Here is a 20,218-nt window from a genome sequence, read left to right as displayed (position 1 = left end):
TGTTGGTGTTTATCAAAAAATATTCTTCTCAATATATTGGTCTCCATAAAATGAAAATACCACAGCTTAAATGACTGTGGTAGACCCAAATTTTTATACTTTCTTATCTTTTAAAAAAAATCGCTCCAGCGACCTTTAATTTAACTCTGACACCATTGTTAATATAAACTAAAGTAGCTTAACCAATATCCCCGACATATATTGATTCAATTTCACTTTGAATTCCATACTTTATGAGAATCGGTATCATAGCTTTTGGGTAAAAATTAGAATTAGTTATTTCATCCAATGGGATTCATTCATTTCCTATTTGATCAGGGTCAGGTGCTGTCCCTTTGACTATCGTACTTTGATTAAATTGAGGTGTACAGGCAAAAAGGTGAGTAACAACGTGGACTTCACTATCCCATTGTGAGTGTTCGTGATTTTTTCCGATATATTCACTTACAAATAAAAGTTCTTTAACTTTAACCTTCACTCCAACCTCTTCTAAACATTCTCTTATATCAGCATCTTTTAGTGTTTCTCCTGGTTCTTGGCTACCACCAGAAAGTATATTCATAAACTTGTTAAGGAAAACAAACTAAATATTTATTGAAAGACCCTTATTGAATAAATATTCTTCAGCTTTATTTATCCTTGTTCTGTTATGTCTTACAAATAATTCATACCGTCTTAATAACCATTCAAATGACCTATCCCGTATGTGTGAATCATCAGCTCCTTGGATGATGGGTACTATTTTAGTAAATGAGTCAAAACTTAATAATGCTTCAAAGCACTCCAAATGTTCAATTTTCTTATTTGCGATGTTTTGATAAGCCTCTAACATAGGTTCTTTGAAGTTTGTCCCGAACCAAGAATACCCTATTACAAGAGTATTAGCTATATCATAACGATAATCTCCTATGAATGCTTTTTCCCAATCCAAGATGTACAATATATTTTCCTCGGTGATTATTGTATTCAAAAAATGATAATCTCCATGATTTAGCACCTCATTAAATTCTACAGTTTTAAATGCATACACAATATTTTCCAAAACACTCATGTATACTGAGTCTTCAAATCTCTTTACCCTATTTCTTAAAATTTTTATATATGAACTGAAATAATCTTCTTGCAGTAAGCTATCAGTAAGATTTTCATTTAAAGTATTAATATCAATTGCATGAATACGGGCAAGTGTCTTACCAAATTGACTGAATGCAATGCTTATATCATCATGATTTGATAAGAAGTATTCGTCGAGAGTAATCCCCTTCACTTGGTCCATCAACAATATATTCGTTTCTTTGTCTTCAAAATAAACATTTGGGATATTAATGTACATATTTATAGGTTTACTTCTTAAAATATTTAATTCTTTATTAAAATTATCATTTCCCTTATATCTTTTTAAGACAACTGGTCTGGAAAATTTATCTCTTCCTTGGAAGTAATTTAGATGAAACATTGATATATTGTTATTAAAACCATTATTGTTGTGTATTGCAAAATAAAAGTGCAGAGTATTGCAAGCTGATTTGTCGTTGCTACTTTACATGGAGTGGTGGGCATGATAGCCTTTCGTGGCAAAGCCAGCCCTTGATCTTGCTGGCTTCTTGGCTTGAGACTCATGCCCGCAGAGGCTCCATGTCAAGTTGCAACATTGTGTAGTTGCAATTGCAATACTATGTATTCTTTCTTTGCAAAATACAATTGTTTGTTTCTAAGTTATTTATCTCAACTATAGTTTTTTTTCCTTTAGTTTTCTGTATCAAATGTTTTATGATTTGATAAGTATCTTCATTCAAATTATCTTCCTCCAGCAACCCCTATTTATTTATACATGTTAACCAGAATAAGGGGAATAGATTAAATAGAAATTTCTCCTCCAATCCAACCTTTAATAAACTCTTCCAACGATGAAGCAATTATACTGCGACTATCATCTTCATGATTCCATAGATAAATATCTTCATATTGAATGTTTCCGTTTCCAATTGAATATCCAAATAAGTCCCCATTACCCGCATCGGAAAAAAACAAAAAAGTATCTAATGGTTTCATAGATTCTTTATGTTCATGTAAAGTCCAAAAAAATAAGTTTTCTTTGATCATTTGTTCTAGTGACCAAATAAAAGAAATACCGTAGTTACCATATACTCCATTTGTTTCGTAGTATAAATCGGCCAACTTTTTAGGTAAATCAATATTTAAATCCTTTTTAATTGATAGTATCTCCGTTTCAGTTGCAGGTGCTTTAAACTGACACTCTTTTGAAATACTGCTTAAATAACCTTTCCACACCAATAATCCTTACCACCTTTGAAATCTATAATGCTAAGTCTCTAACCTCATTAGTGCAATAAATATGTATAATGACTTTATTATTTGTAACACGATGAACTATGGTGCCAAAAGCACTCTGGATAAAAGACATGAACTTGATTTGGGTTATTTTAAGAAAAACTTGGACATGATTTATACCTGTCATTAAGGATGGATACCATTCAAGGCTTGATTACAATGCCTACAATTCATATGATTTCCACCTTTTAATAACATAAAAAATCCAAAATTGATACACTCTTCATATTAAAATAATATATCACTACAATCCGCTTACCTTACTGATGACATATACCGATTATATAAATGAGAACATTCCTTCATACAATCCAAATACATATTTCTTATTTCCTCGTTCGGACATAATTTTAAGTAACTCTCACTCTCCAATAAGGAAATAAGAGGTTTCATTTCGATATAGTATTCTACATTTTCCTTTTGCTTTAAAAGATTTTTATATCCTTTTAATATCTTAAAATAATAATTATCCATTAAACGATATTTGCACTTCGATAGCTCCGAATAATAAAACTTGTTTATTTCTCCAGACATATATTTTGCAAGATACATTTCGTTTTTTCCTAAATAAGTAGAAGTTGCTTGTGAGTAGTAACGCTTTTCACCATCACTATACAATGTTTTGGATATACGATATTTATGCCACTTCATTACTTCCTTATAACGAGACCCTAATGCCAAATTGATACTCGAAACCGTAACAGCTTTACATTTCAATATATAATCAAAAATAGTCACAATCAATTCTCTTTCATCAAGATCGGTAATCGATGCCCAACAAATATAATTGTTATCTAAGCTGGCTATTATACAAACTTCTTTATCAGGGCTAACATAAATATCAAAATATACTTCATTATCAACGATTTTATAATTTGGTTTTTTACAATTATTTTGATTAACCAAATTATATTTATCCGTACCCAATACGAAAACCTTCCTTCTTTTGCAAAGATTAACAATTTATATTTCTAATTTAATTTTTTCTTCTTAAACTCATTCTTACGTAAAATTCAGTTTTGTATTGACTGAATTTATATCACTTTTCATTTATCCTTTTTTATATGCATTTATCCCAAACAGACCTAATAATATTTGGATTAAACCTATAAACAAAAATTCAACCGTTGCTAGGAACCATTCTTTTATCACGATTACTTGTATTACTTTAGATAACACTAACAAAATACCCATAATCATGGTCAAATTATATAATTTTCTTTCCTTTTTTAATAATCCATTTAAAGAGGCAAATGCATTTCCAATTCCGAACAATATGATTAAAAATAACGCTAGGATTATCCAATTATTAAAAGGAACATACGTAGTCCATTCATTTGGAAAACTAGCGAAAACACCTTTTTTTAATAGCATCATTATTCCTGTTATAATTGCACCTAATGATAATTATAAATTTAAAATAATGATGAGTGTTACAAATCCATTCTTTAAAACTACCTGTTTTCGTTTCAAATTCATGATTACCTACTGATAAATAATGTATAAATTATTTCTTTGAATTATTTTGTTCTTTCAATATTTCGTTTTCATTACTTACTCCCTTTTCTAATTAGAATCTTAAGGAAGCTGCATCTCAAAGCAATGTAACCAAAAATTTTATTATTTAGCCTGTAATTGAATCCCGAACTACTCTATTTACCTAATTTTACCACAAATACACCTTAATAAAATGCAAGAAAATAATGCAATTACTTTTTTTAACAAAAAAAGACTCTACTTCTTTTTGAAGTAGAGCCGACTGTCCGTATATACAATTCATATTTTAACATCTAACATACTTGCGTTTGAAACCAAGTCTCCCTCTATCTATTTCTTTTTGAATACTTTCGTAAGCGTTTAAAAGACTTGTTTTCTTCTTATCCCGCTTCACTTCAACAATACCGATTTCCTTCGCGGTCTCGACTGCCTTTTCATGTAGTGGTAAATATGAAATCGCCACGGTGTATAGAAAATTATTCATAGATGCTTTCGTTCGTTCTGGTGAATCATGAATAGAATTTTTCACTATATCAAGCATGTTGGAGATTTTACTTTCGGAAAATTCATTGTCCTTCCGATTCCCTAAAAGCCAGCAATAACAACTCCATCCTGCCGACATTCTCAGCTCCTCACCGCTTGAAATCCATTTATCGGCAACATCTTGTGCAATAGTTGATTCTGATAAAGTTACTGCCACAACATAATCAGATATCATATAAAAATAGGCTTTATCCATCCAACGCTCATAATCCGACTCTGTCATAGCATTTGGATCTGCGATAATCCCTGCAAAATACATCGCATCGTAGTTACCAGTAGCATAAAGTTCTTCAGCTAAAGGTTGATTGATTTTTATTTTCTTTGCAATTGGTTTCATAGCTCCTGTAGCTACACCAAAAAGAGGCTCGTGGGCACCATTGGATAAGTATATTTTTTTCGTTCGTTCCTTACCAAGAGCTTCAAGTTCCTGCATAACTGTTTCGAAATCCATAGATTTGTTATCCTTTCTTTATTATCTATCTTATAGAACTAAATAGTTAATATTCTTGTTCAAATCTATCATAAACCGTAAGTTAAAGAAACATTTGAAAATGATGAAAAGGATTATCTAATACACCTTTTAGGTAAAACCTATGTGCGTCATGGCTATGAACACCAGAATTAATTTTAGCAAATCCATTTGACGGCTAAACCTTTAAGTCATACATCAATTGAAATTGATTGTAAACAATTCATTAAATTGTCTCCAAAAGATCTAACATCAGATAGGTAATTATATCCTTCTGGTGAACCAAAACTATTAAACATACGAACTGCCACAAGGTTTTCTTGTGGAATTACTAATAATGTAACACCTGTATAACCAAGTATTTGGTATGAACCAATCGGAACTTCTGCACCTATTTCAGATTTCGTAGCAGGTAAATCTTTACAAACCATAAGAAACCATTTTGAGGTAAGTCTTGCTCAATCTCTGAGGGACTTTGAACTGATGTAGCGAGTTGTATAATCTCTTTTGGAACAATTTGTTTACCATCTATCTTTCCTTGTTTGAGATGGAAGTAACCCCAAAAAGCTAATTCACGTGCCGACACATACATATTTGCCTTATCGCCTTCAGTGCTATCACTTGTTTTCCAATTTACATCTCCACCATCTCGTAGGATTACCTCGACAAGTTTATCATGCTTATGTGCATACCAGTTTGATTCAAAAAAACCTAGTGGTCTAAATACTTGTTCGTGAATAATCTCAGACACTGTTTTTTTGTTGTCTTCTTTACAATTTGAGTCAAAGCATCTATGCCGACTTGTCGATATGTCCAGTTTTGACCAGTAGGATACTCACGAAATACAATATCCTCCTTTTGATGTAAACCATGTGTATGAGTTAATAAATGCCTTATTGTTGTTTCTCTCCAAATTGCCTTGTCAAGCTCAGGTAAATATTTTAATACTAAATCATCTATATCCTCCAAATAACCGTAATAAAGAGCATAAGCTATAGCAAAACCAATATAGCTTTTCCTTACTGAAGCTATGTGAAATTGAGTATCAGCACTCACCATTCTTGCGTCATTTTTGTTGGATTGTTTCCCTATATATTCTTCTAAAACAATAGATTCATTATGAATAATAAAAACAGAAGCTCCAGAACAAGTTACTTGGTTAAAGGTGTTATGAACATGATTTAACACCGAAGAAAAATGGTTATTTCGATTATATGTAAGATTCAAAAAACAGTACCCCCAGCCAATAGTCACATTACACATTACTTATTCTATTTTTAAGGTTTATTTCCCTTTTAAATAGATTTATATTTTAAAACCATCTTTAATATGGCTGGACGATTATTTTGATGATTTACCTCTTCATCAGAAATATTGTACCCGTTTGCGTTGCAGATAAAAAATTAATTTTTGGCTTTCAAATTATTATTTCTAAGTGAATAGTTACTGTTTCCCTTTCTTGAATCATTCAAAATTACATTTATAGTTAGGAATATACAGATTAACAAGGTTAGATGGAAAATAGTATGTAAAGTATTTGGAACAATCCCATTCATTACTGGTAGAAAAAAGTGCGTATCTCCAAACATTTGATTGTAGCTTTCGACTCTTTTTTCTGCCCCATATCCAAAAAGATATGGGATCCACCAGTCTATTAATACCCCTACAAAGATACAAATTTGATGGATAAATAGCCAGAGTTTAACCCAAATTGGATATAACTTCCCCATATAAATGATTACAAAAGTCATTAATACTAAAATCTGGACAATTCCTGACACTGTGATAATCAGCAATTCATTAAATGATCGTTCGTTAGCAATTGCTTGAACATCGTTTAATGAGCCAATAGGTACCCAATCTTGAACAATCATAAATACTAAAATAAAACTTAACCCTATTAATAGCAACTTCTCTGATAAGCGAATCTCTCTAGACACACTCTAACCTCCAAATGTGATTTTTTTCTAAATCAAAAGTTCCCCACTTCTTTGCATTTACATCATTTTCACAAGAAAATCTTACCATTTAGAATATCCTTTTCTATACATCTAAGGTCCAAATTTTCATCAGCCTCAAGTCTTAGTTTAAAGAAAACCTAAATAAACGATACTTCTTATTGAAGTATCACTTCCTTTAGCATTGCAGTCTCAAATGTACCATCTTTGCTATTCTTGACAAATATTTCTTGTAATACAAAAAGGTGATTCTACTGAATCACCTTTATAACTTTATTACGATTTCTTTTGTAACTCTATTCTTCAAGAGCCGATTTTATAAGATTATTTACTTGGTAGTTTGAAAGAAGTCCAATATGTGAAACACCACGGATTTCAATATTATTTGCACCGTAAAGCATTGATAAATACGGTCTTACAATATAATCACTTGATGAATAGATAGAAGTTGTTTTAATTCCTTCAGGAGCATAATTTGTCGTAAGTCGATTTGCCCCACCTAAAGTAATAAGCTTTTCCACTTTGGAACTGCCACCTTTATTTAGGATGTAATATAAGCTGTTTGCTCCTCCCATACTATGTGCCACAATATTTACTTTTGAACTGCCTGTTTTACTAATTACATCATCGACAAATAGTTTAATTGCCGTTGAATTTAGCTCTTGATGCCCCTGTTTGCTTGGTAGGTCAATCGCATAAAGCTCGTTATCAGCCCAGCCTTGAGAACGTAAATATCTCTTAATGAGTGCAAAATTTGTGTCAGAACCAGTTAAACCGTGAACAAAAACAACTGGAGTTTTAGATGTAGCAGTGGCAGCACTAACATCTGAAGGCTGAAAATTAATAAAGATTGAGAATAACATAGCTAAACTTAATAACATGGAATAAAATTTAACTTTCTTCATTAGTATTCCTCCTAAATATTTAAATAAATAATATTAACATTTTAGCAAGTCCTGTTCTCATTGATACACCATCATGTAAAAAACTACCAAAATCAATCTATTAAAATAATAATATGCATAAATATTAGATGTCAAAGCTTATCCTAAAAATCGGTAAATTTTACTAAAAAACACTTCGAATTATGTAACAATCATAGTTCTATGGTTTGGATTTTTTTACTTAATCCTTCCTTCGGAGTCTCTCACTTCCTCTATTAAAACCATCAAAAAAATAATAAGAACAGGTTTAATCAACATACAAAAGAACTTATCCAAAACAGTTCTGGGACTAATCGTTTTTCCCTTCTATAAACAAAAATAGGCACCCTTTTTCGCTAGCTTAATCCTCCCAAAAAACAACGTTTTTAGAAAATTAGTTAGATCTAAATTGGAGCAATTCTATTAAGACAACAACAATAAATCGTAATTAATACGATTTATTGTTGACAAGTTCCCGGAGACCACCTACCATTAAATAGTAATAATTACGATTTATTTCATTCTTGGAGGTACATAAAAATGAAACAATACAAGAATCTTATTGTAATTTTAGCGCTGTTACTACTTGTTGCATGTGGTAATGAACGCAACGTACAAGAAAACCTAGAAAGCAGTTCCACTAATAGAGAAATCAAAATAACAGATGACACAGGAACTGAATTAGTTTTTGAGGATCCACCTAAAAGAATTGGTTGCTTAACTGAAATATGTGTTGATACTTTAAAGCAACTAGGGTTAACCCCTACAGCAGTTTCATCTAATGGTATTACACAAGAGCCTGAATTTTTTGGAGAAAAAGGTAAGGATATTGCCATTATCGGGGGATCATTTTTTGAGCCTAATTTGGAGGATATGCTAAGTAATGACTTAGACCTTGTTATTGGTTTAGGAGGGGTACATGATAATATTCGTGAAGCATTAGGGAGTGAAATACCTCTTTATATTGCCTCACCGAGTGACTATCATGATTCCATTTCAACTGTAGAAAAGCTTGGTGAACTGCTTCAAAAAAGGGATGAAGCAAGTAAAGCAGTACAAACATTTGAAAAGCAATTAGAAGAATATAAAACATTGTCAACACATGATAAAACAGCTCTAATTATGTATGGCTCAGATGTGAATTTTGGAATAGATACAAATAAGTCAGTTATGGGCTCACTCTTATCTGAAATCACTAATTATCCGTGGGAGGCTCCCACAGGTGAAGGTCATAATAATGGAGGTGTTCAGTTTTCATTAGAAGAGGTATTGAAAGTAGATCCTGATGTCATATTCGTTGAGACGTTCAGTTTCGGTTCGGAAAGCAGTCCTTCATTATCCGAACAATTAGCGAAAAATCCTATTTGGTCAGAGCTTAAAGCTGTTAAGGAAAACAAAGTCCATGAAGTGCGCACAAATATTTGGGCAAATGGAAGAGGAATAGGGTCAATGTCAATCGTCTTGAATGAAGCGATGTCTATTCTATATCCAGAATCTGTTGAGGAATAGAAGCATGCTTTATAGAGAAATCATTATAAAGGAATCAGTCAAAAAATATACTATATTTTTGACTGTTTCCTTGACTATCTTTATTGTTTTATTTGGGGCATCTCTAATAATAGGTGAACCGTTTGTCTCTGTAAACACATTAATTGAAATGATTTCTGGAAAAGAAGTAGAGAAAATTTCACAGATTGTTGTAAATGAAATCCGCCTCCCTCGTGCTATTATCGCATTAATGTCTGGAACGATGCTTGCCATAACCGGCGTCTTGCTGCAAGATAGTTTTCAAAACCATTTAGCAGGTCCTGAATTAATAGGTGTATCATCTGGTGCTTCCTTTATGATGGCAATTATTACAGTATTTCATCTACCAATCTCTTTTTCTCTTCATCCTTTACTTGCTTTCATTGGAGGATTTACAAGTGGTTTGATTGTTATCGGTAGTGCACTTGGTAAACTACAAAAGAGTAGTTTTATTTTGATCGGAACAGCTGTTTCTGCCTTCTTAGGTGCTTTAGTAATCATTATCATTTCGTTAGGGAAGCAAAATGATATTGGTCTAATGCTATTCTTTTTAACTGGTAGTCTTGCAAATAGGAATTGGACACATGTGGGAAATTTATTGCCATGGTTTATCATATTTACACCAGCAAGCATGCTAATTGCACGGGTACTTAATCTGCTTCGACTTGGGGACGAAGCAGCACAAGGACGAGGCTTACCTGTTCAGACTGTCAGGCTGTTAATCTTATTCATTGGTGTACTTTTAGTATCTTCAGTAATTGCTAATTGTGGACCAATCGGTTATATATCCTTACTTGCACCCCATTTAGCAAGAAAAATGCTAAGAACAGAAAACGCTTTTAAAGTCCTCCCTACAGCTGCCATGATAGGAAGCGTTTTATTATTGGGAGCTGATCTAGCAGCAAGATTACTCTTTTATCCGTTAGAAATACCTGTTGGCTTACTAACGACAATTATTGGTGGCTCTATTTTATTAATCTTCCTAGTCAAAAGGAGGAGTAATAAATGAAGCAACGTACAAGATTCAGAGATCATGAAAAATGGATATTCATTTTTACATTACTATTATTCGCAATCTCCATCTTTAATCTTATTACTGGGAAAGTAACACTGTCTTTGACAGAATTTTACTATGCACTACTTGGAAACCCTTTGATAGATTTTCATGAAAAAATTATTTGGAATTTACGTATTCCCAGGGGAATTGTTGCTATAGTAGCTGGTGGTATGCTTGGCTTAGCAGGTGCCACTTTACAGAGTGTTACAAGAAATGAATTAGCGGAACCGGGTATTTTAGGGGTAACTTCTGGAAGTGTACTATTTGCAGTGGTTTGGCTTACTTATAGTGATGGTATTTCTTTATCACCGTATTTACTTCCCATTATTTCATGTATCGGTGGGTTGTTCATTACATTTGCCGTTTTTTATATAAGTTCTCAGAGTAAGCTAGGTCACCTGCAAATTGCCCTAGTCGGTGTTATACTCTCTTCTATTCTTCAATCATTTACAACATTTGTTCTTTTGGGGAATCAAGAAGCCTTAGGGAATATTTTGCTTTGGATTATCGGGTCATTGAATGGACGTATATGGATTCATGTTGAAATTTTGGTTCCAATAGCTATCGTGTCTATTACAATTGGCCTATGTAGTGCCGCTATAGCAAACGGCTTACGTCTAGGTGATCACCAAGCAAGTTTGATTGGACTAAATGTAAAAAGGGCTAGACTTTTCCTCTTATCTACTGCAGCTATCCTTACGGCAGGAGCAATTTCAGTCGTTGGCGCTATTGGATTTATCGGCTTGATTGGCCCTCATATCGCCAAAAAGATAGTAGGAGAAGATGCGAGAAAACACTTCCCTTTAAGTGCTTTGATTTCCTCATTCCTTTTGGTTCTTTCTGATGCAATTGCTCAAAGTCTTGTTCTAACCTTGCCAATTGAACAATTCAGCAGTGAGGTTCAATTACCGACTGGTGCAATAACAGCTCTATTAGGAGCGCCATTTTTTATGTACTTATTAAGTAATAAGAGAAGGAGGAAGCATTAGTATGGAAGACTTTGCAATAAGAATAGAGAATCTCTATGTGGGAATTTCCGGTATGAACATTATTGAAAATATATCACTCCAAATTCCAAAGGGAAAGATAACCGTACTTATCGGCATAAACGGGAGCGGAAAATCCACCTTATTAAAGGCAATCTCAAAAATACTACCTATAAAAAAAGGAAACATTTATTTAAATGGGAAAGCAACACATGAAATGTCTTTTAGAGAACTCGCAAAGAAACTCGCCATGCTACCTCAAACATATGATTCTCAATTAAGAATGACTGTCCGTGAACTTGTTGAACAGGGCAGATTTCCGCACTCAGGTGCCTTAAAGATGCTTCGTAAACAGGATCATATTACCATTGAATATGCTCTGGAATTAACAAATTTATCAACGTTTCAGAATCGACAACTTGATGAATTATCCGGTGGTGAGAGACAGCGAGCCTGGCTTGCTCTGTCTTTGGCCCAAGCAAGTGATATATTATTGCTTGATGAGCCAACTACATTTTTAGATGTACGACATCAATTAGATTTGTTAAACCTAATAAAACAATTAAATCACAACGAAAACAAAACAATTGTTATGGTCTTACATGATATCAACCAAGCACTAAATTACGCAGATCATATCATTATTCTTAAGGACAGGGGGATTTACGCACAAGGAAACCCTCATAAGGTAATTACCGAACAAATGCTGATGGATGTCTATAAAGTTAAGGCTAGAATAATCGAAGATCCTTTAAGCGGCCATTCAGTGTGTATACCTTACCAGTCTGTTGGACATACCATTTAATTTCCTTAGGTAACGATTTTTTAACTAAAAAAATATAAGGTTGAAAAGGCTGATTCAACTTAAGAATCAGCTCCTTATATTTGTTTTCACCTCTAATACTTATTTTAAGAAGAGTTATAAACTTCTCCTATGTTATCGATTGCTCTGCAAAGCTATAACTTCATGCTTTCAATAAATAGTTACCATTCTCTCCATTCTTCAGTTATGTCATCATCAGACTCAAAGCCAGCTATTCTTGCAGCTTCAGTAATAAACTCATATAGTTCTTCTCTCTCCATTGTCTCAATAAAGTAATTATAATGTTCATTTAGTTCATTTAAACTAATAACTACCTTTTTAACACATTCTACTACTTCATCCTTAGTCGAATTACCTCTAAGCTCTTTTAGGCTATGAATGTATGAATCAAGAATCTCATTAGTTGCATTTATATTCTCATTAGTAAATAGGTCTTCATCTTCATCCATTCTTTGTTTCCATTCTAACGTTGGTTTGTTTTTACTTAACTCATCAAAAGTCATAATATCCTCCAAATTTTTCACTTCTTGTTATTCATAAACTATAATTGATCATAAAATTCAACTCTGATAGTGCTGAAATTGCTGAGTTTTTTGACCCACCGGTAAAGATTGTAAAACAATTTTCTCTTTTCCAAAAAGAGATTTTAATTTATCACAAAAAAGGATTGAGCATTTATGCTACAAAATTTTAAATTAAATTTTAAAACTATATTGAACTGATTACAGAATTCCATGCAATTGAAGTAGGATCAATTATTTTAAAATGTTCAACATCTGGTAGAACAACTAAACTAACATTCCCCTCTTGTTCTTTAAGCTTGTTATAATAATCTTTGCTCTGCTGTACAGGAACATGACAATCTAATTCTCCATGAATTAAAATTTGTTCAACCTTTTTTGGTAGCAACTCCATAGGAGATGCATTCTCGTAACGTTCAGCAACCATCTGTGGAGTTCCACCAATAAAAGAGTCTACAGGACTTTTTATTCCCTTTTCTTCGTGAATTTTCCGCATCTTTTTTAGATCAGTTACTCCAGCCAAACTTATTACTTTCTTAATTGGAATATCTAACTCAATAAAATGACTTTCTGACTGGACTGTTTCATTTCTAGCAGCAAGCCAAAGTGCTAAATGTCCACCTGCTGAATGACCAACAATAACTACGTTTGAAAGGTCTAGTAGATAGCTTTCCTTTAAGTTAGAAAGATGATTGATAGCAGCAATAACATCATTAAATGTTCCGGTCCACCCTCCTCCAGCTTCGCCAACTCTACGATACTCAATATTCCAAGTAGCATATCCCCTACGAGTCAAATCATCAGCAATTGGGTGATTTTCTTCTAGGTTATATTTCGATTGCCAAAAACCACCATGGATTAAAACAACTACTGGACAAGGTATTGAACTCTTAGGCTTTCGTAATTCACCGAATTGGGAAGGATGTTCACCATAAGATATACAAAGTTTACTATACAAGGTAATTCCTCCAAATAACAAATATTATAAAACTAATTACAAAAAATGGCTACATTTCCTTTATAGAAATGTAGCTATTTTTTTAGGAATACCTTTAGTGGTTGTAGTTCGAAAATAAGCGTTAATCCGCTTTTGAAATTAACAAGATTTATGCAATATTAATTAATATTTGTTCTTTGCACTATTAAAAAACAATTTTATGACGAAACACTTTTCATTCTTTGATGCATAACGAGATTTAGATAACAAAAAATACTGGCGTTAATTATCTGTATAAACGGAAATACTTCCCCTATACTACTAAGCACACTATAGAAGAATGATAGTAAATAGTAACAACTCATAAAAATCGATAAATATTATAACCTTTTCATAATTATAATCCTTTCAATTTTAAACCTATTATGTTTATTCGTTTAAGTACATTCATTCACAATCTACTAAAATACTCTATGAAATAGATATAAGAAATCACCAATAAAACAATCATTTTCTTGCCTTAATAACAATAATAGATGGTCTTCTTTTCTCATCTTCTAATTTCGGCATTTTTTCTAAGCCAATTGGTATAGCTTGTGGTTCTATAATTTTTTCTAACACAAGTCCGCTATTGATAAGCGTATTAATTAAAGTCGAAATAGTTCTATGGTATTTAACTACACCTTCAATATACCAATGTTCCTCTCTCTTTCCTTCTTCTTGATAATTATCTAATCCCCAATGTAATCTATTCCCGCCCCCATCTATAATCCAATTATTCATTTCTTTTCGAGCTGTAACAATAGGATGTTCTGTTGAGAAAATAAACTCACCGTTTGTATTTAATAAGCTCACAATTTTTTCAATTAGTCTAGTGTAATCTTCTATATAATGAGCCATTAGAGAGCTTATGATAATATCAAATTTCTGATTTTTAACTTCTAAGTCTTCTATTGGTGTACAAATGTAATCTATTTTGTCGTGATTGTTTTCTTTTTTAGCAAGCTCAATCATATTCTTGGAAATGTCTACTGCCGTAACCTTTAACGCACCATTATCTACACAGTACTTCGAAAACTGCCCATTACCACATCCTAAGTCCAATACAGTCTTCCCATTAAGTCTTGAAATAGTTGATTTAATTGCTGGCTGTTCAACAAAATCGTTATAGGTTACACCTGTTTTTCGCATAGAGATATAACTGTTGAAGAAAATATCATTATCATAAATATTTTGTTTCATTCGAATCTCCCCCGACTATTTAAAATAATTGTTGCTCTTCTTCAGCTAAGTAAAAAAAACTAAGTGTTTTCCTGTAACAACGAACGTAACTTTTCTGCATAGAAAGGACGTTCATCTGGTTCGGTAAAATAACCTTTTGTTAGGTAAAGGTTATCATTTTCATACCTAGGATAAAGGTGAAGATGATAATGCCACACATCCTAATTATCAGCAGGTTCATTATGTTGTCGAGTTGATATTCCATCACGTCCATATGTATTTTCCATCGCAAACGCTATCAATCGAGCAGCACGATGAACTTTAGCAGCCATTTCTTTGGAAGCTCAAATATATTTTCAAAATGTTCATTTGGAACAACGAGTACATGCCCTTTGTTATTTGGCCATCATTTACTTGCGATAAAAGCAGTTACATGTTTATTCTGATAAATAATGTCCCTTTGCTTTGATCCTTTATTAGGTGTCTCTCATTATCTGAAACAACCTGAAAAAATGGACTTTCATATACTTCTGGTTTATAAACATAATTTCATCTATCCAAGACGTTTTTGCAATGTAAATACTCCGAATTATTTTTTCTGCTTTACTAATGAACCTGAAATTGCTGCAAAAATATCCCCAATTAAAGTCAATAGCTCAGCCATTATCGATCCCTCCGTTTAAACCATTTTTTTATTCTTACGGATTATCTAACATGTAAGTTTCAGCTTTCCTGAATTAATGGAAAACCGAAGATTCTTTCAAAAATTACAGAGCTATACCGCTTCTACACCTTTAAAAAGAACTAACTCTATTTACAAATACCAATTTTAAAAACTTAAAGAGATTATTTATGCTTATCTAAAAGATTTTAATTATTAAGAAACGAATCGCAAAATGGTTTACAAAAACCTTGTTCTGACATACGTTCCAGTAATTCTTTTGTAGATATTTTATTCGGAATAATTATTTGGATAACTTAATTCAATAATTCATATTCATAATAGTTAAACTCTTGTTCAACGATAAAGGTTGGAAATTGTTCTTTAAACATTTTATATGCAACAGTTTTCTTATCTGAACATTTTTGCAAATAATTTATTGTTGGTATAAAGGTAAGAAGGAAATCAATTTCGTTTTTAGTTAAATTTTCCACATTTAGCCACCCTGTAACTGTTAGTTTTTCCACATTGATCCTCCTTACATTTCCCCATAGATTTTTGTGCTATTTAAATCACAGATAAATTAATAAAATTTGTATAACTCTACTCAATGATTAGTTCAAAAAGAAATGTGAAACCTCTATATTGAAGTATTGCTCCCTATTACTTTATTTACAATACTTTACAATCTATTTTTATCCTTAATATATAAACTCATGAATTCTAACTTTTTATTTTTCTAATTTTAATAGTTGAACAATGTATGATTATTTTTGTTTGTGAAAATAAAAATATTTCATGTTGTAATTTCTTTTTACTCAATGGAACAATTTCATCGTATCCCCAATCATCGAGCCCTTTCCTACCACCAAAGACGATTTTATTTGGGTTGTTACCATAAACATTTCGGGTAATCTCATAATCCATTAAAAACTTACGGACATTTATCCATTGTATTTCATATATACCTCCACCCTCTTCATACTGCTCAACTACTATTTTAATTGTGGTTGGGTCTTTCGTTTTCCCATTCTCTTTATTAAGAACCGTAAGCGAAACAACTTTCCCATCATGAAAAGAATTGTGTTTCAAAAAATTTGCTGTCTCTTTATTAAATCTAGGTAATAGTTTTTTTAATGCTTTAGCATAGCCCATTACATCCCAATGGTCATCATCAATAAAATATTTCATTCAAATCATTCTCCCCAAACCAGATGCCTGTCATTAATTGTAACACCCATAATACATCCTAATTTTACCATAAATGTATCTAATGAAATATCATCGTCTTATATACTTCTTCAAATAAACTGAACCGTCAGGACAAAAAAACGCTAACCCTTCTTGGATTAGCACACTGATAGTTGAAATGTATTGCTGTACAAACTATTACTAAATATTGTATTGCTCCTCATCCATCATGTTTGTCGTCTTCTTGCCATACAATACATTCTTTGGATTGATAATTATGATTAAAACCGCTGCTACTACATAAAAAATTGCGTTATACATGATTAAATCGAGTAAGTTTCCGTTTATTAAGCCAATATAAAAATTAAAAAATAGATGGATGAAGATTGGGATGAGTAAGTTCTGATTTAAATTATAAAATGCTGCCATAATAATCGAAGTTGATATGATGGAAATCATAAAGAATAGAACATATTTAATCAAGTCGATACCTATAAACCCTGTAGTAAACCATATCGGTAAATGCCACATTCCCCACCAGAACCCAATGATTACCGAGGCTTTTAATGGCGAATGCTTCTTTTGAAGCTCTGTTTGTGCAAAACCTCTCCACCCTAATTCTTCACCTAGTGGCCCAGACAGGAGAGTTTTAAAAAAGTAATAAAACAGCATTCCCCATGAAGATTTCGTAAAAATAGAGTTTACTTCACTTATATTCCATACGAGAAACAAAATCAGTAAAAATATGAAGGCTTGGAGCATACTTACAGAAATGACAACAGATAATTTAAGTTTAGTCTGAAATTTATTTTTAACGAAATGTATAAAGCTTTGGCCAGGATAGATTTTTTTAAATAGTATTGCAAAAGCAAAGGTTGAAGACCATGCTGATATACAAAGTACAAGATCAAAAACCCATGTAGGAAAGCCCAATAGCTTTATGGCTCCTACAAGGCAAAAAAGCGGTAAAAAAATGAGATTAGTTAGAAAAATAAAACTTGCTACTGGTTTTTTAAGCTTCTTATTGCTATTCATACAGTTCCCTCTCTTCAAACTAAGTATTTCGTCAATTATATATTTACGAATACCTTCAGCATAAAGCTAGGAGTTACACACAGGTCAATACATATCTGCATTATTTTTCTCGGTTGAATAAGCAATAAGAAACTACCAGTATACTAGATTATGTATGTATTAATTGCGTTCCTTTATCCAGTTAAAGATGATGCAACCACGCTAATTAAATGTTCACCTTATAGGTACATACATTTCTAAAAAAACACGTTCAAGTCCCTCTTCATAAGTAGTAAGCAATAGATTTATATAAACAAGACCCAAAAGTTCATACCCTTTTTCTTTTGCTACTTTTCTTATACTAGCTTCCACAATATGATCAGTATTTTTTCCACCCGTTGACCATCTCCCATCCTCAACAATTGTATAAAGACATCTTGGATGCGACAGAATTTCACCTTCAATTGCTTTATCAAAATCCTCTACTTTTCTTACAATGATAAATTTATCTTCAAGCATCCCTTCATCATTGAAACGTATGACTCTTCTTAAAGATGTGAGAATCACTGCTTTTTTTAACCTGTCTGTGCTTTCTTTTAAAGTGTCATATTCGTCATATGAAGTATAATGCTCCATTTCTCCTTTTATTTCTATAGGCTTCATTTCTTTTACTACGTATACACCTAGATATTTTTTAATTTTTTCGCAATCTTCTTTTACGATTTGAATCTTTTTTAACAGTAGTTTGTTATATTCTATTTTCTCTAAGACCTCTTGTTCTTTCTCCTCTAATAATGATTGTATTCCCTCTATACTCTTACTTTTTCTTAATTCTTGAATTTTTTTTATTTCAATATCAATTTCTCTATAAAAATTTACAGTTGTTATATCATAAATATCTAAATGATTATATTTTCTATACCCATTCTCACTATTTTGCTTAGGATTTAATAATTCCTTTTTCTCATAAAATTTTAAAGTATCTCTAGATACACCTAAAAATTTCGCCACTTGTCCAATTGTGTACATTATACTCTCCTTTATCTTTAATACATATTCTTTATGAAATTTTCAGTACTTCAAAAGATAAAATTAGTTTTATAATTACGTATTTAGAAAGAGGTTTATCAAATATGTCATTGCTGCATCAGTGGAATTGCCTTTCCCTTGCTCTAGCTCCATTTGAAATCACAATAATATCAAAAACGTGCATTCCCTAATTCAATTAATATAATCAGAGGTTACCTTTATACATAACCTAAATCTCTAGATGATCCTAAGTCAATAATAAAATGCACTTTTTGAAAAAGAATTAAAGAAGAGAGTCGGTAAAGCAACTGGAAAGGCTATGGGTATATTATAAAAGTTTAAATCCCCCTTAAAGAGAGGAGGCCTTTATTATTCTATAATTTTATTTAAACATCTTTGCAAAAGTATTTTTACCAACAACTCCGTCTTGTGTTAATTTATTATTCTTTTGGAATGCGATAACTGCAAAATATGTTCCATTACCAAAAATACCATCAAAGCCTTTAGGATCATATCCTAAACAGTAAAGCATACCTTGAATAACTCTTGTGATATTGCCCTTTGCACCACTAAAAACTGTAAGAATAGCATCCTTTGTCCTAGGACCCCAAATACCATCGACAATTAATCCAGCATTGAACTGTCTGTTTAGTTCAGTTTGTAAAGCCATTAGAGCAATCTTTTTTGTCTTTGGTCCAAATATCCCATCAAGAGCTATTTGATATTTATATTCATTTTTTAACCATTCTTGAAACTTCTTAATGTAACTGTTACCAGAAGAAGCAGGCTTAGATTCTGATGGCTTCGTAACAACCTCAGTTTTCACTTCAGCCTTAGGCGCTTGTACAGTAGTCACTCCTTCTGTTTCCTTACCAGTTAAAGATTCGGCAATTGCCTTACAAATCTCATTAAATTTATTATGATAAATTTCTACATCTGCTTTACTGTCTACAAAACATACTTCAATAATTATGGCTGTTTTCTTAGTATTGTTTAAAAAACCAAGATCTGATCGTTTTTTTGCACCACGGTTTCTTAAACCACTTGCTCTTGCAATGGCATCTGATACTTTTTCAGCAATAACCCGTCCACTTTCAGAAACATAAAGGACCTCTACACCTCGCGGATCATCTGTTTTACTTGCAGCGTTAAGATGGACTGAAACATCTAAATCACGCTCTAGAGAGTTGTGCAAAGCCACTATTCGGTTGATATTATCCCTTTGAGTTTTCGATGTATTATCGTGGTATTCAATTACTTCAACCTGTAGTTCTTTTAAATACTTTACTACTTGCGAGACTACCCTACGCGCTTCATTTACTTCATCAATAAAATTATTAGCTCCCCTTACATGCAATCCGTGACCACTTGAAATAACAATTTTCATAGTTTCATCACTCCTTTTGATATTGTATTTGTAAATCGTTCTCTTTGATAGACCTTGTGTACTTAGTGTTTTTTATCAATTTACTGCACCTCACACCTCCCAGGACATAGAAAAAGAGCCAT

At 32.3% G+C, this 20,218-nt stretch carries 22 protein-coding genes; 4 read left to right on the top strand and 18 right to left on the bottom strand.

Annotated elements, in window-relative coordinates:
* Positions 1-295: 295 nt before the first annotated feature.
* From ACTJJ9_RS22015 to ACTJJ9_RS21970, 10 genes are all read right to left on the bottom strand, one after another.
* Positions 296-562 carry an NUDIX domain-containing protein gene (locus tag ACTJJ9_RS22015; protein WP_145585372.1) on the bottom strand — a complete coding sequence of 89 codons (267 nt, stop codon included), beginning with the start codon at positions 560-562 and terminating at the stop codon, positions 296-298.
* A 21-nt stretch (positions 563-583) separates the two neighbouring features.
* Positions 584-1,456 carry an aminoglycoside phosphotransferase family protein gene (locus ACTJJ9_RS22010; RefSeq protein WP_145585371.1) on the bottom strand — a complete coding sequence of 291 codons (873 nt, stop codon included), beginning with the start codon at positions 1,454-1,456 and terminating at the stop codon, positions 584-586.
* Positions 1,457-1,857: 401 nt separating this feature from the next.
* Positions 1,858-2,292, bottom strand: a complete 435-nt coding sequence (locus tag ACTJJ9_RS22005; RefSeq protein ID WP_145585373.1) for an SMI1/KNR4 family protein — start codon at positions 2,290-2,292, stop codon at positions 1,858-1,860.
* A gap of 315 nt (positions 2,293-2,607) precedes the next feature.
* Positions 2,608-3,279, bottom strand: coding sequence for a hypothetical protein (locus ACTJJ9_RS22000; protein ID WP_145585370.1), 672 nt, complete (start codon positions 3,277-3,279; stop codon positions 2,608-2,610).
* Between the two features lie 123 nt (positions 3,280-3,402).
* Positions 3,403-3,726 (bottom strand): hypothetical protein, encoded by a 324-nt coding sequence (locus ACTJJ9_RS21995; protein ID WP_145585369.1) that lies wholly within the window; start codon positions 3,724-3,726, stop codon positions 3,403-3,405.
* A gap of 409 nt (positions 3,727-4,135) precedes the next feature.
* Complete coding sequence (locus ACTJJ9_RS21990) at positions 4,136-4,843, bottom strand: DNA alkylation repair protein (protein ID WP_095303528.1); 708 nt, start codon at positions 4,841-4,843, stop codon at positions 4,136-4,138.
* A gap of 409 nt (positions 4,844-5,252) precedes the next feature.
* Positions 5,253-5,612, bottom strand: a complete 360-nt coding sequence (locus tag ACTJJ9_RS21985; RefSeq protein ID WP_255452026.1) for a hypothetical protein — start codon at positions 5,610-5,612, stop codon at positions 5,253-5,255.
* Entirely contained in the window at positions 5,573-6,088 is a 516-nt protein-coding gene (locus tag ACTJJ9_RS21980) for a serine hydrolase domain-containing protein (protein WP_255452027.1), read from the bottom strand. The genes ACTJJ9_RS21985 and ACTJJ9_RS21980 overlap by 40 nt, the downstream gene beginning before the upstream one ends.
* A 176-nt stretch (positions 6,089-6,264) precedes the next feature.
* The gene (locus tag ACTJJ9_RS21975) at positions 6,265-6,801 is read right to left on the bottom strand and encodes a hypothetical protein (RefSeq protein ID WP_440768871.1); all 537 of its coding nucleotides are present in this window, start codon (positions 6,799-6,801) and stop codon (positions 6,265-6,267) included.
* Between the two features lie 314 nt (positions 6,802-7,115).
* Positions 7,116-7,724 (bottom strand): alpha/beta fold hydrolase, encoded by a 609-nt coding sequence (locus ACTJJ9_RS21970; RefSeq protein WP_145585020.1) that lies wholly within the window; start codon positions 7,722-7,724, stop codon positions 7,116-7,118.
* Positions 7,725-8,282: 558 nt separating this feature from the next.
* Between ACTJJ9_RS21970 and ACTJJ9_RS21965 the strand changes: the two genes are divergently transcribed.
* From ACTJJ9_RS21965 to ACTJJ9_RS21950, 4 genes are read left to right on the top strand one after another with little or no spacing between them, the layout of a single operon-like run.
* A complete protein-coding gene (locus ACTJJ9_RS21965; protein WP_145585022.1) occupies positions 8,283-9,251 on the top strand; it encodes an ABC transporter substrate-binding protein in 969 nt (322 codons plus the stop codon).
* Between the two features lie 4 nt (positions 9,252-9,255).
* The gene (locus tag ACTJJ9_RS21960; RefSeq protein WP_186324332.1) at positions 9,256-10,278 is read left to right on the top strand and encodes an iron ABC transporter permease; all 1,023 of its coding nucleotides are present in this window, start codon (positions 9,256-9,258) and stop codon (positions 10,276-10,278) included.
* Positions 10,275-11,315 (top strand): iron ABC transporter permease, encoded by a 1,041-nt coding sequence (locus ACTJJ9_RS21955; RefSeq protein ID WP_145585026.1) that lies wholly within the window; start codon positions 10,275-10,277, stop codon positions 11,313-11,315. Before ACTJJ9_RS21960 ends, ACTJJ9_RS21955 begins: the two co-directional genes overlap by 4 nt.
* Before the next feature lies 1 nt (position 11,316).
* Positions 11,317-12,117, top strand: coding sequence for an ABC transporter ATP-binding protein (locus ACTJJ9_RS21950; protein WP_145585028.1), 801 nt, complete (start codon positions 11,317-11,319; stop codon positions 12,115-12,117).
* Positions 12,118-12,296: 179 nt separating this feature from the next.
* Here ACTJJ9_RS21950 and ACTJJ9_RS21945 read toward each other — a convergent pair whose 3' ends face one another.
* The 8 genes from ACTJJ9_RS21945 to ACTJJ9_RS21910 form a co-directional block, all read right to left on the bottom strand.
* Entirely contained in the window at positions 12,297-12,638 is a 342-nt protein-coding gene (locus ACTJJ9_RS21945; RefSeq protein ID WP_145585030.1) for a hypothetical protein, read from the bottom strand.
* A gap of 205 nt (positions 12,639-12,843) precedes the next feature.
* Positions 12,844-13,614, bottom strand: a complete 771-nt coding sequence (locus tag ACTJJ9_RS21940) for an alpha/beta hydrolase (RefSeq protein WP_145585033.1) — start codon at positions 13,612-13,614, stop codon at positions 12,844-12,846.
* A 486-nt stretch (positions 13,615-14,100) separates the two neighbouring features.
* Positions 14,101-14,835, bottom strand: a complete 735-nt coding sequence (locus ACTJJ9_RS21935) for a class I SAM-dependent methyltransferase (protein WP_145585035.1) — start codon at positions 14,833-14,835, stop codon at positions 14,101-14,103.
* Between the two features lie 957 nt (positions 14,836-15,792).
* Positions 15,793-16,002, bottom strand: coding sequence for a hypothetical protein (locus ACTJJ9_RS21930; RefSeq protein ID WP_145585037.1), 210 nt, complete (start codon positions 16,000-16,002; stop codon positions 15,793-15,795).
* 196 nt (positions 16,003-16,198) lie between these two features.
* Positions 16,199-16,666 (bottom strand): hypothetical protein, encoded by a 468-nt coding sequence (locus ACTJJ9_RS21925; RefSeq protein ID WP_145585039.1) that lies wholly within the window; start codon positions 16,664-16,666, stop codon positions 16,199-16,201.
* Positions 16,667-16,867: 201 nt separating this feature from the next.
* A complete protein-coding gene (locus tag ACTJJ9_RS21920) occupies positions 16,868-17,701 on the bottom strand; it encodes a lysostaphin resistance A-like protein (protein ID WP_440768870.1) in 834 nt (277 codons plus the stop codon).
* A gap of 213 nt (positions 17,702-17,914) precedes the next feature.
* Positions 17,915-18,709 (bottom strand): MerR family transcriptional regulator, encoded by a 795-nt coding sequence (locus ACTJJ9_RS21915; protein ID WP_145584456.1) that lies wholly within the window; start codon positions 18,707-18,709, stop codon positions 17,915-17,917.
* Positions 18,710-19,091: 382 nt separating this feature from the next.
* Complete coding sequence (locus ACTJJ9_RS21910; protein ID WP_145584454.1) at positions 19,092-20,096, bottom strand: N-acetylmuramoyl-L-alanine amidase; 1,005 nt, start codon at positions 20,094-20,096, stop codon at positions 19,092-19,094.
* Positions 20,097-20,218 lie beyond the last annotated feature (122 nt).

This window comes from Metabacillus sp. 22489, assembly GCF_052044855.1.
Classification (GTDB): Bacteria; Bacillota; Bacilli; order Bacillales; family Bacillaceae; genus Metabacillus; species Metabacillus niabensis.
The sequence above is the reverse complement of the archived record's forward strand: the minus strand, read 5'-3'. Positions and strand labels throughout refer to the sequence as shown.

Bases quoted from the DNA above. Each gene is read 5' to 3' on its own strand.
- ACTJJ9_RS22015 (WP_145585372.1), bottom strand. From the start codon at position 562: ATGAATATACTTTCTGGTGGTAGCCAAGAACCAGGAGAAACACTAAAA.
- ACTJJ9_RS22010 (WP_145585371.1), bottom strand. From the start codon at position 1,456: ATGTTTCATCTAAATTACTTCCAAGGAAGAGATAAATTTTCCAGACCA.
- ACTJJ9_RS21995 (WP_145585369.1), bottom strand. From the start codon at position 3,726: ATGCTATTAAAAAAAGGTGTTTTCGCTAGTTTTCCAAATGAATGGACT.
- ACTJJ9_RS21990 (WP_095303528.1), bottom strand. From the start codon at position 4,843: ATGGATTTCGAAACAGTTATGCAGGAACTTGAAGCTCTTGGTAAGGAA.
- ACTJJ9_RS21970 (WP_145585020.1), bottom strand. From the start codon at position 7,724: ATGAAGAAAGTTAAATTTTATTCCATGTTATTAAGTTTAGCTATGTTA.
- ACTJJ9_RS21965 (WP_145585022.1), top strand. From the start codon at position 8,283: ATGAAACAATACAAGAATCTTATTGTAATTTTAGCGCTGTTACTACTT.
- ACTJJ9_RS21960 (WP_186324332.1), top strand. From the start codon at position 9,256: ATGCTTTATAGAGAAATCATTATAAAGGAATCAGTCAAAAAATATACT.
- ACTJJ9_RS21955 (WP_145585026.1), top strand. From the start codon at position 10,275: ATGAAGCAACGTACAAGATTCAGAGATCATGAAAAATGGATATTCATT.
- ACTJJ9_RS21950 (WP_145585028.1), top strand. From the start codon at position 11,317: ATGGAAGACTTTGCAATAAGAATAGAGAATCTCTATGTGGGAATTTCC.
- ACTJJ9_RS21945 (WP_145585030.1), bottom strand. From the start codon at position 12,638: ATGACTTTTGATGAGTTAAGTAAAAACAAACCAACGTTAGAATGGAAA.
- ACTJJ9_RS21935 (WP_145585035.1), bottom strand. From the start codon at position 14,835: ATGAAACAAAATATTTATGATAATGATATTTTCTTCAACAGTTATATC.
- ACTJJ9_RS21925 (WP_145585039.1), bottom strand. From the start codon at position 16,666: ATGAAATATTTTATTGATGATGACCATTGGGATGTAATGGGCTATGCT.
- ACTJJ9_RS21920 (WP_440768870.1), bottom strand. From the start codon at position 17,701: ATGAATAGCAATAAGAAGCTTAAAAAACCAGTAGCAAGTTTTATTTTT.
- ACTJJ9_RS21915 (WP_145584456.1), bottom strand. From the start codon at position 18,709: ATGTACACAATTGGACAAGTGGCGAAATTTTTAGGTGTATCTAGAGAT.
- ACTJJ9_RS21910 (WP_145584454.1), bottom strand. From the start codon at position 20,096: ATGAAAATTGTTATTTCAAGTGGTCACGGATTGCATGTAAGGGGAGCT.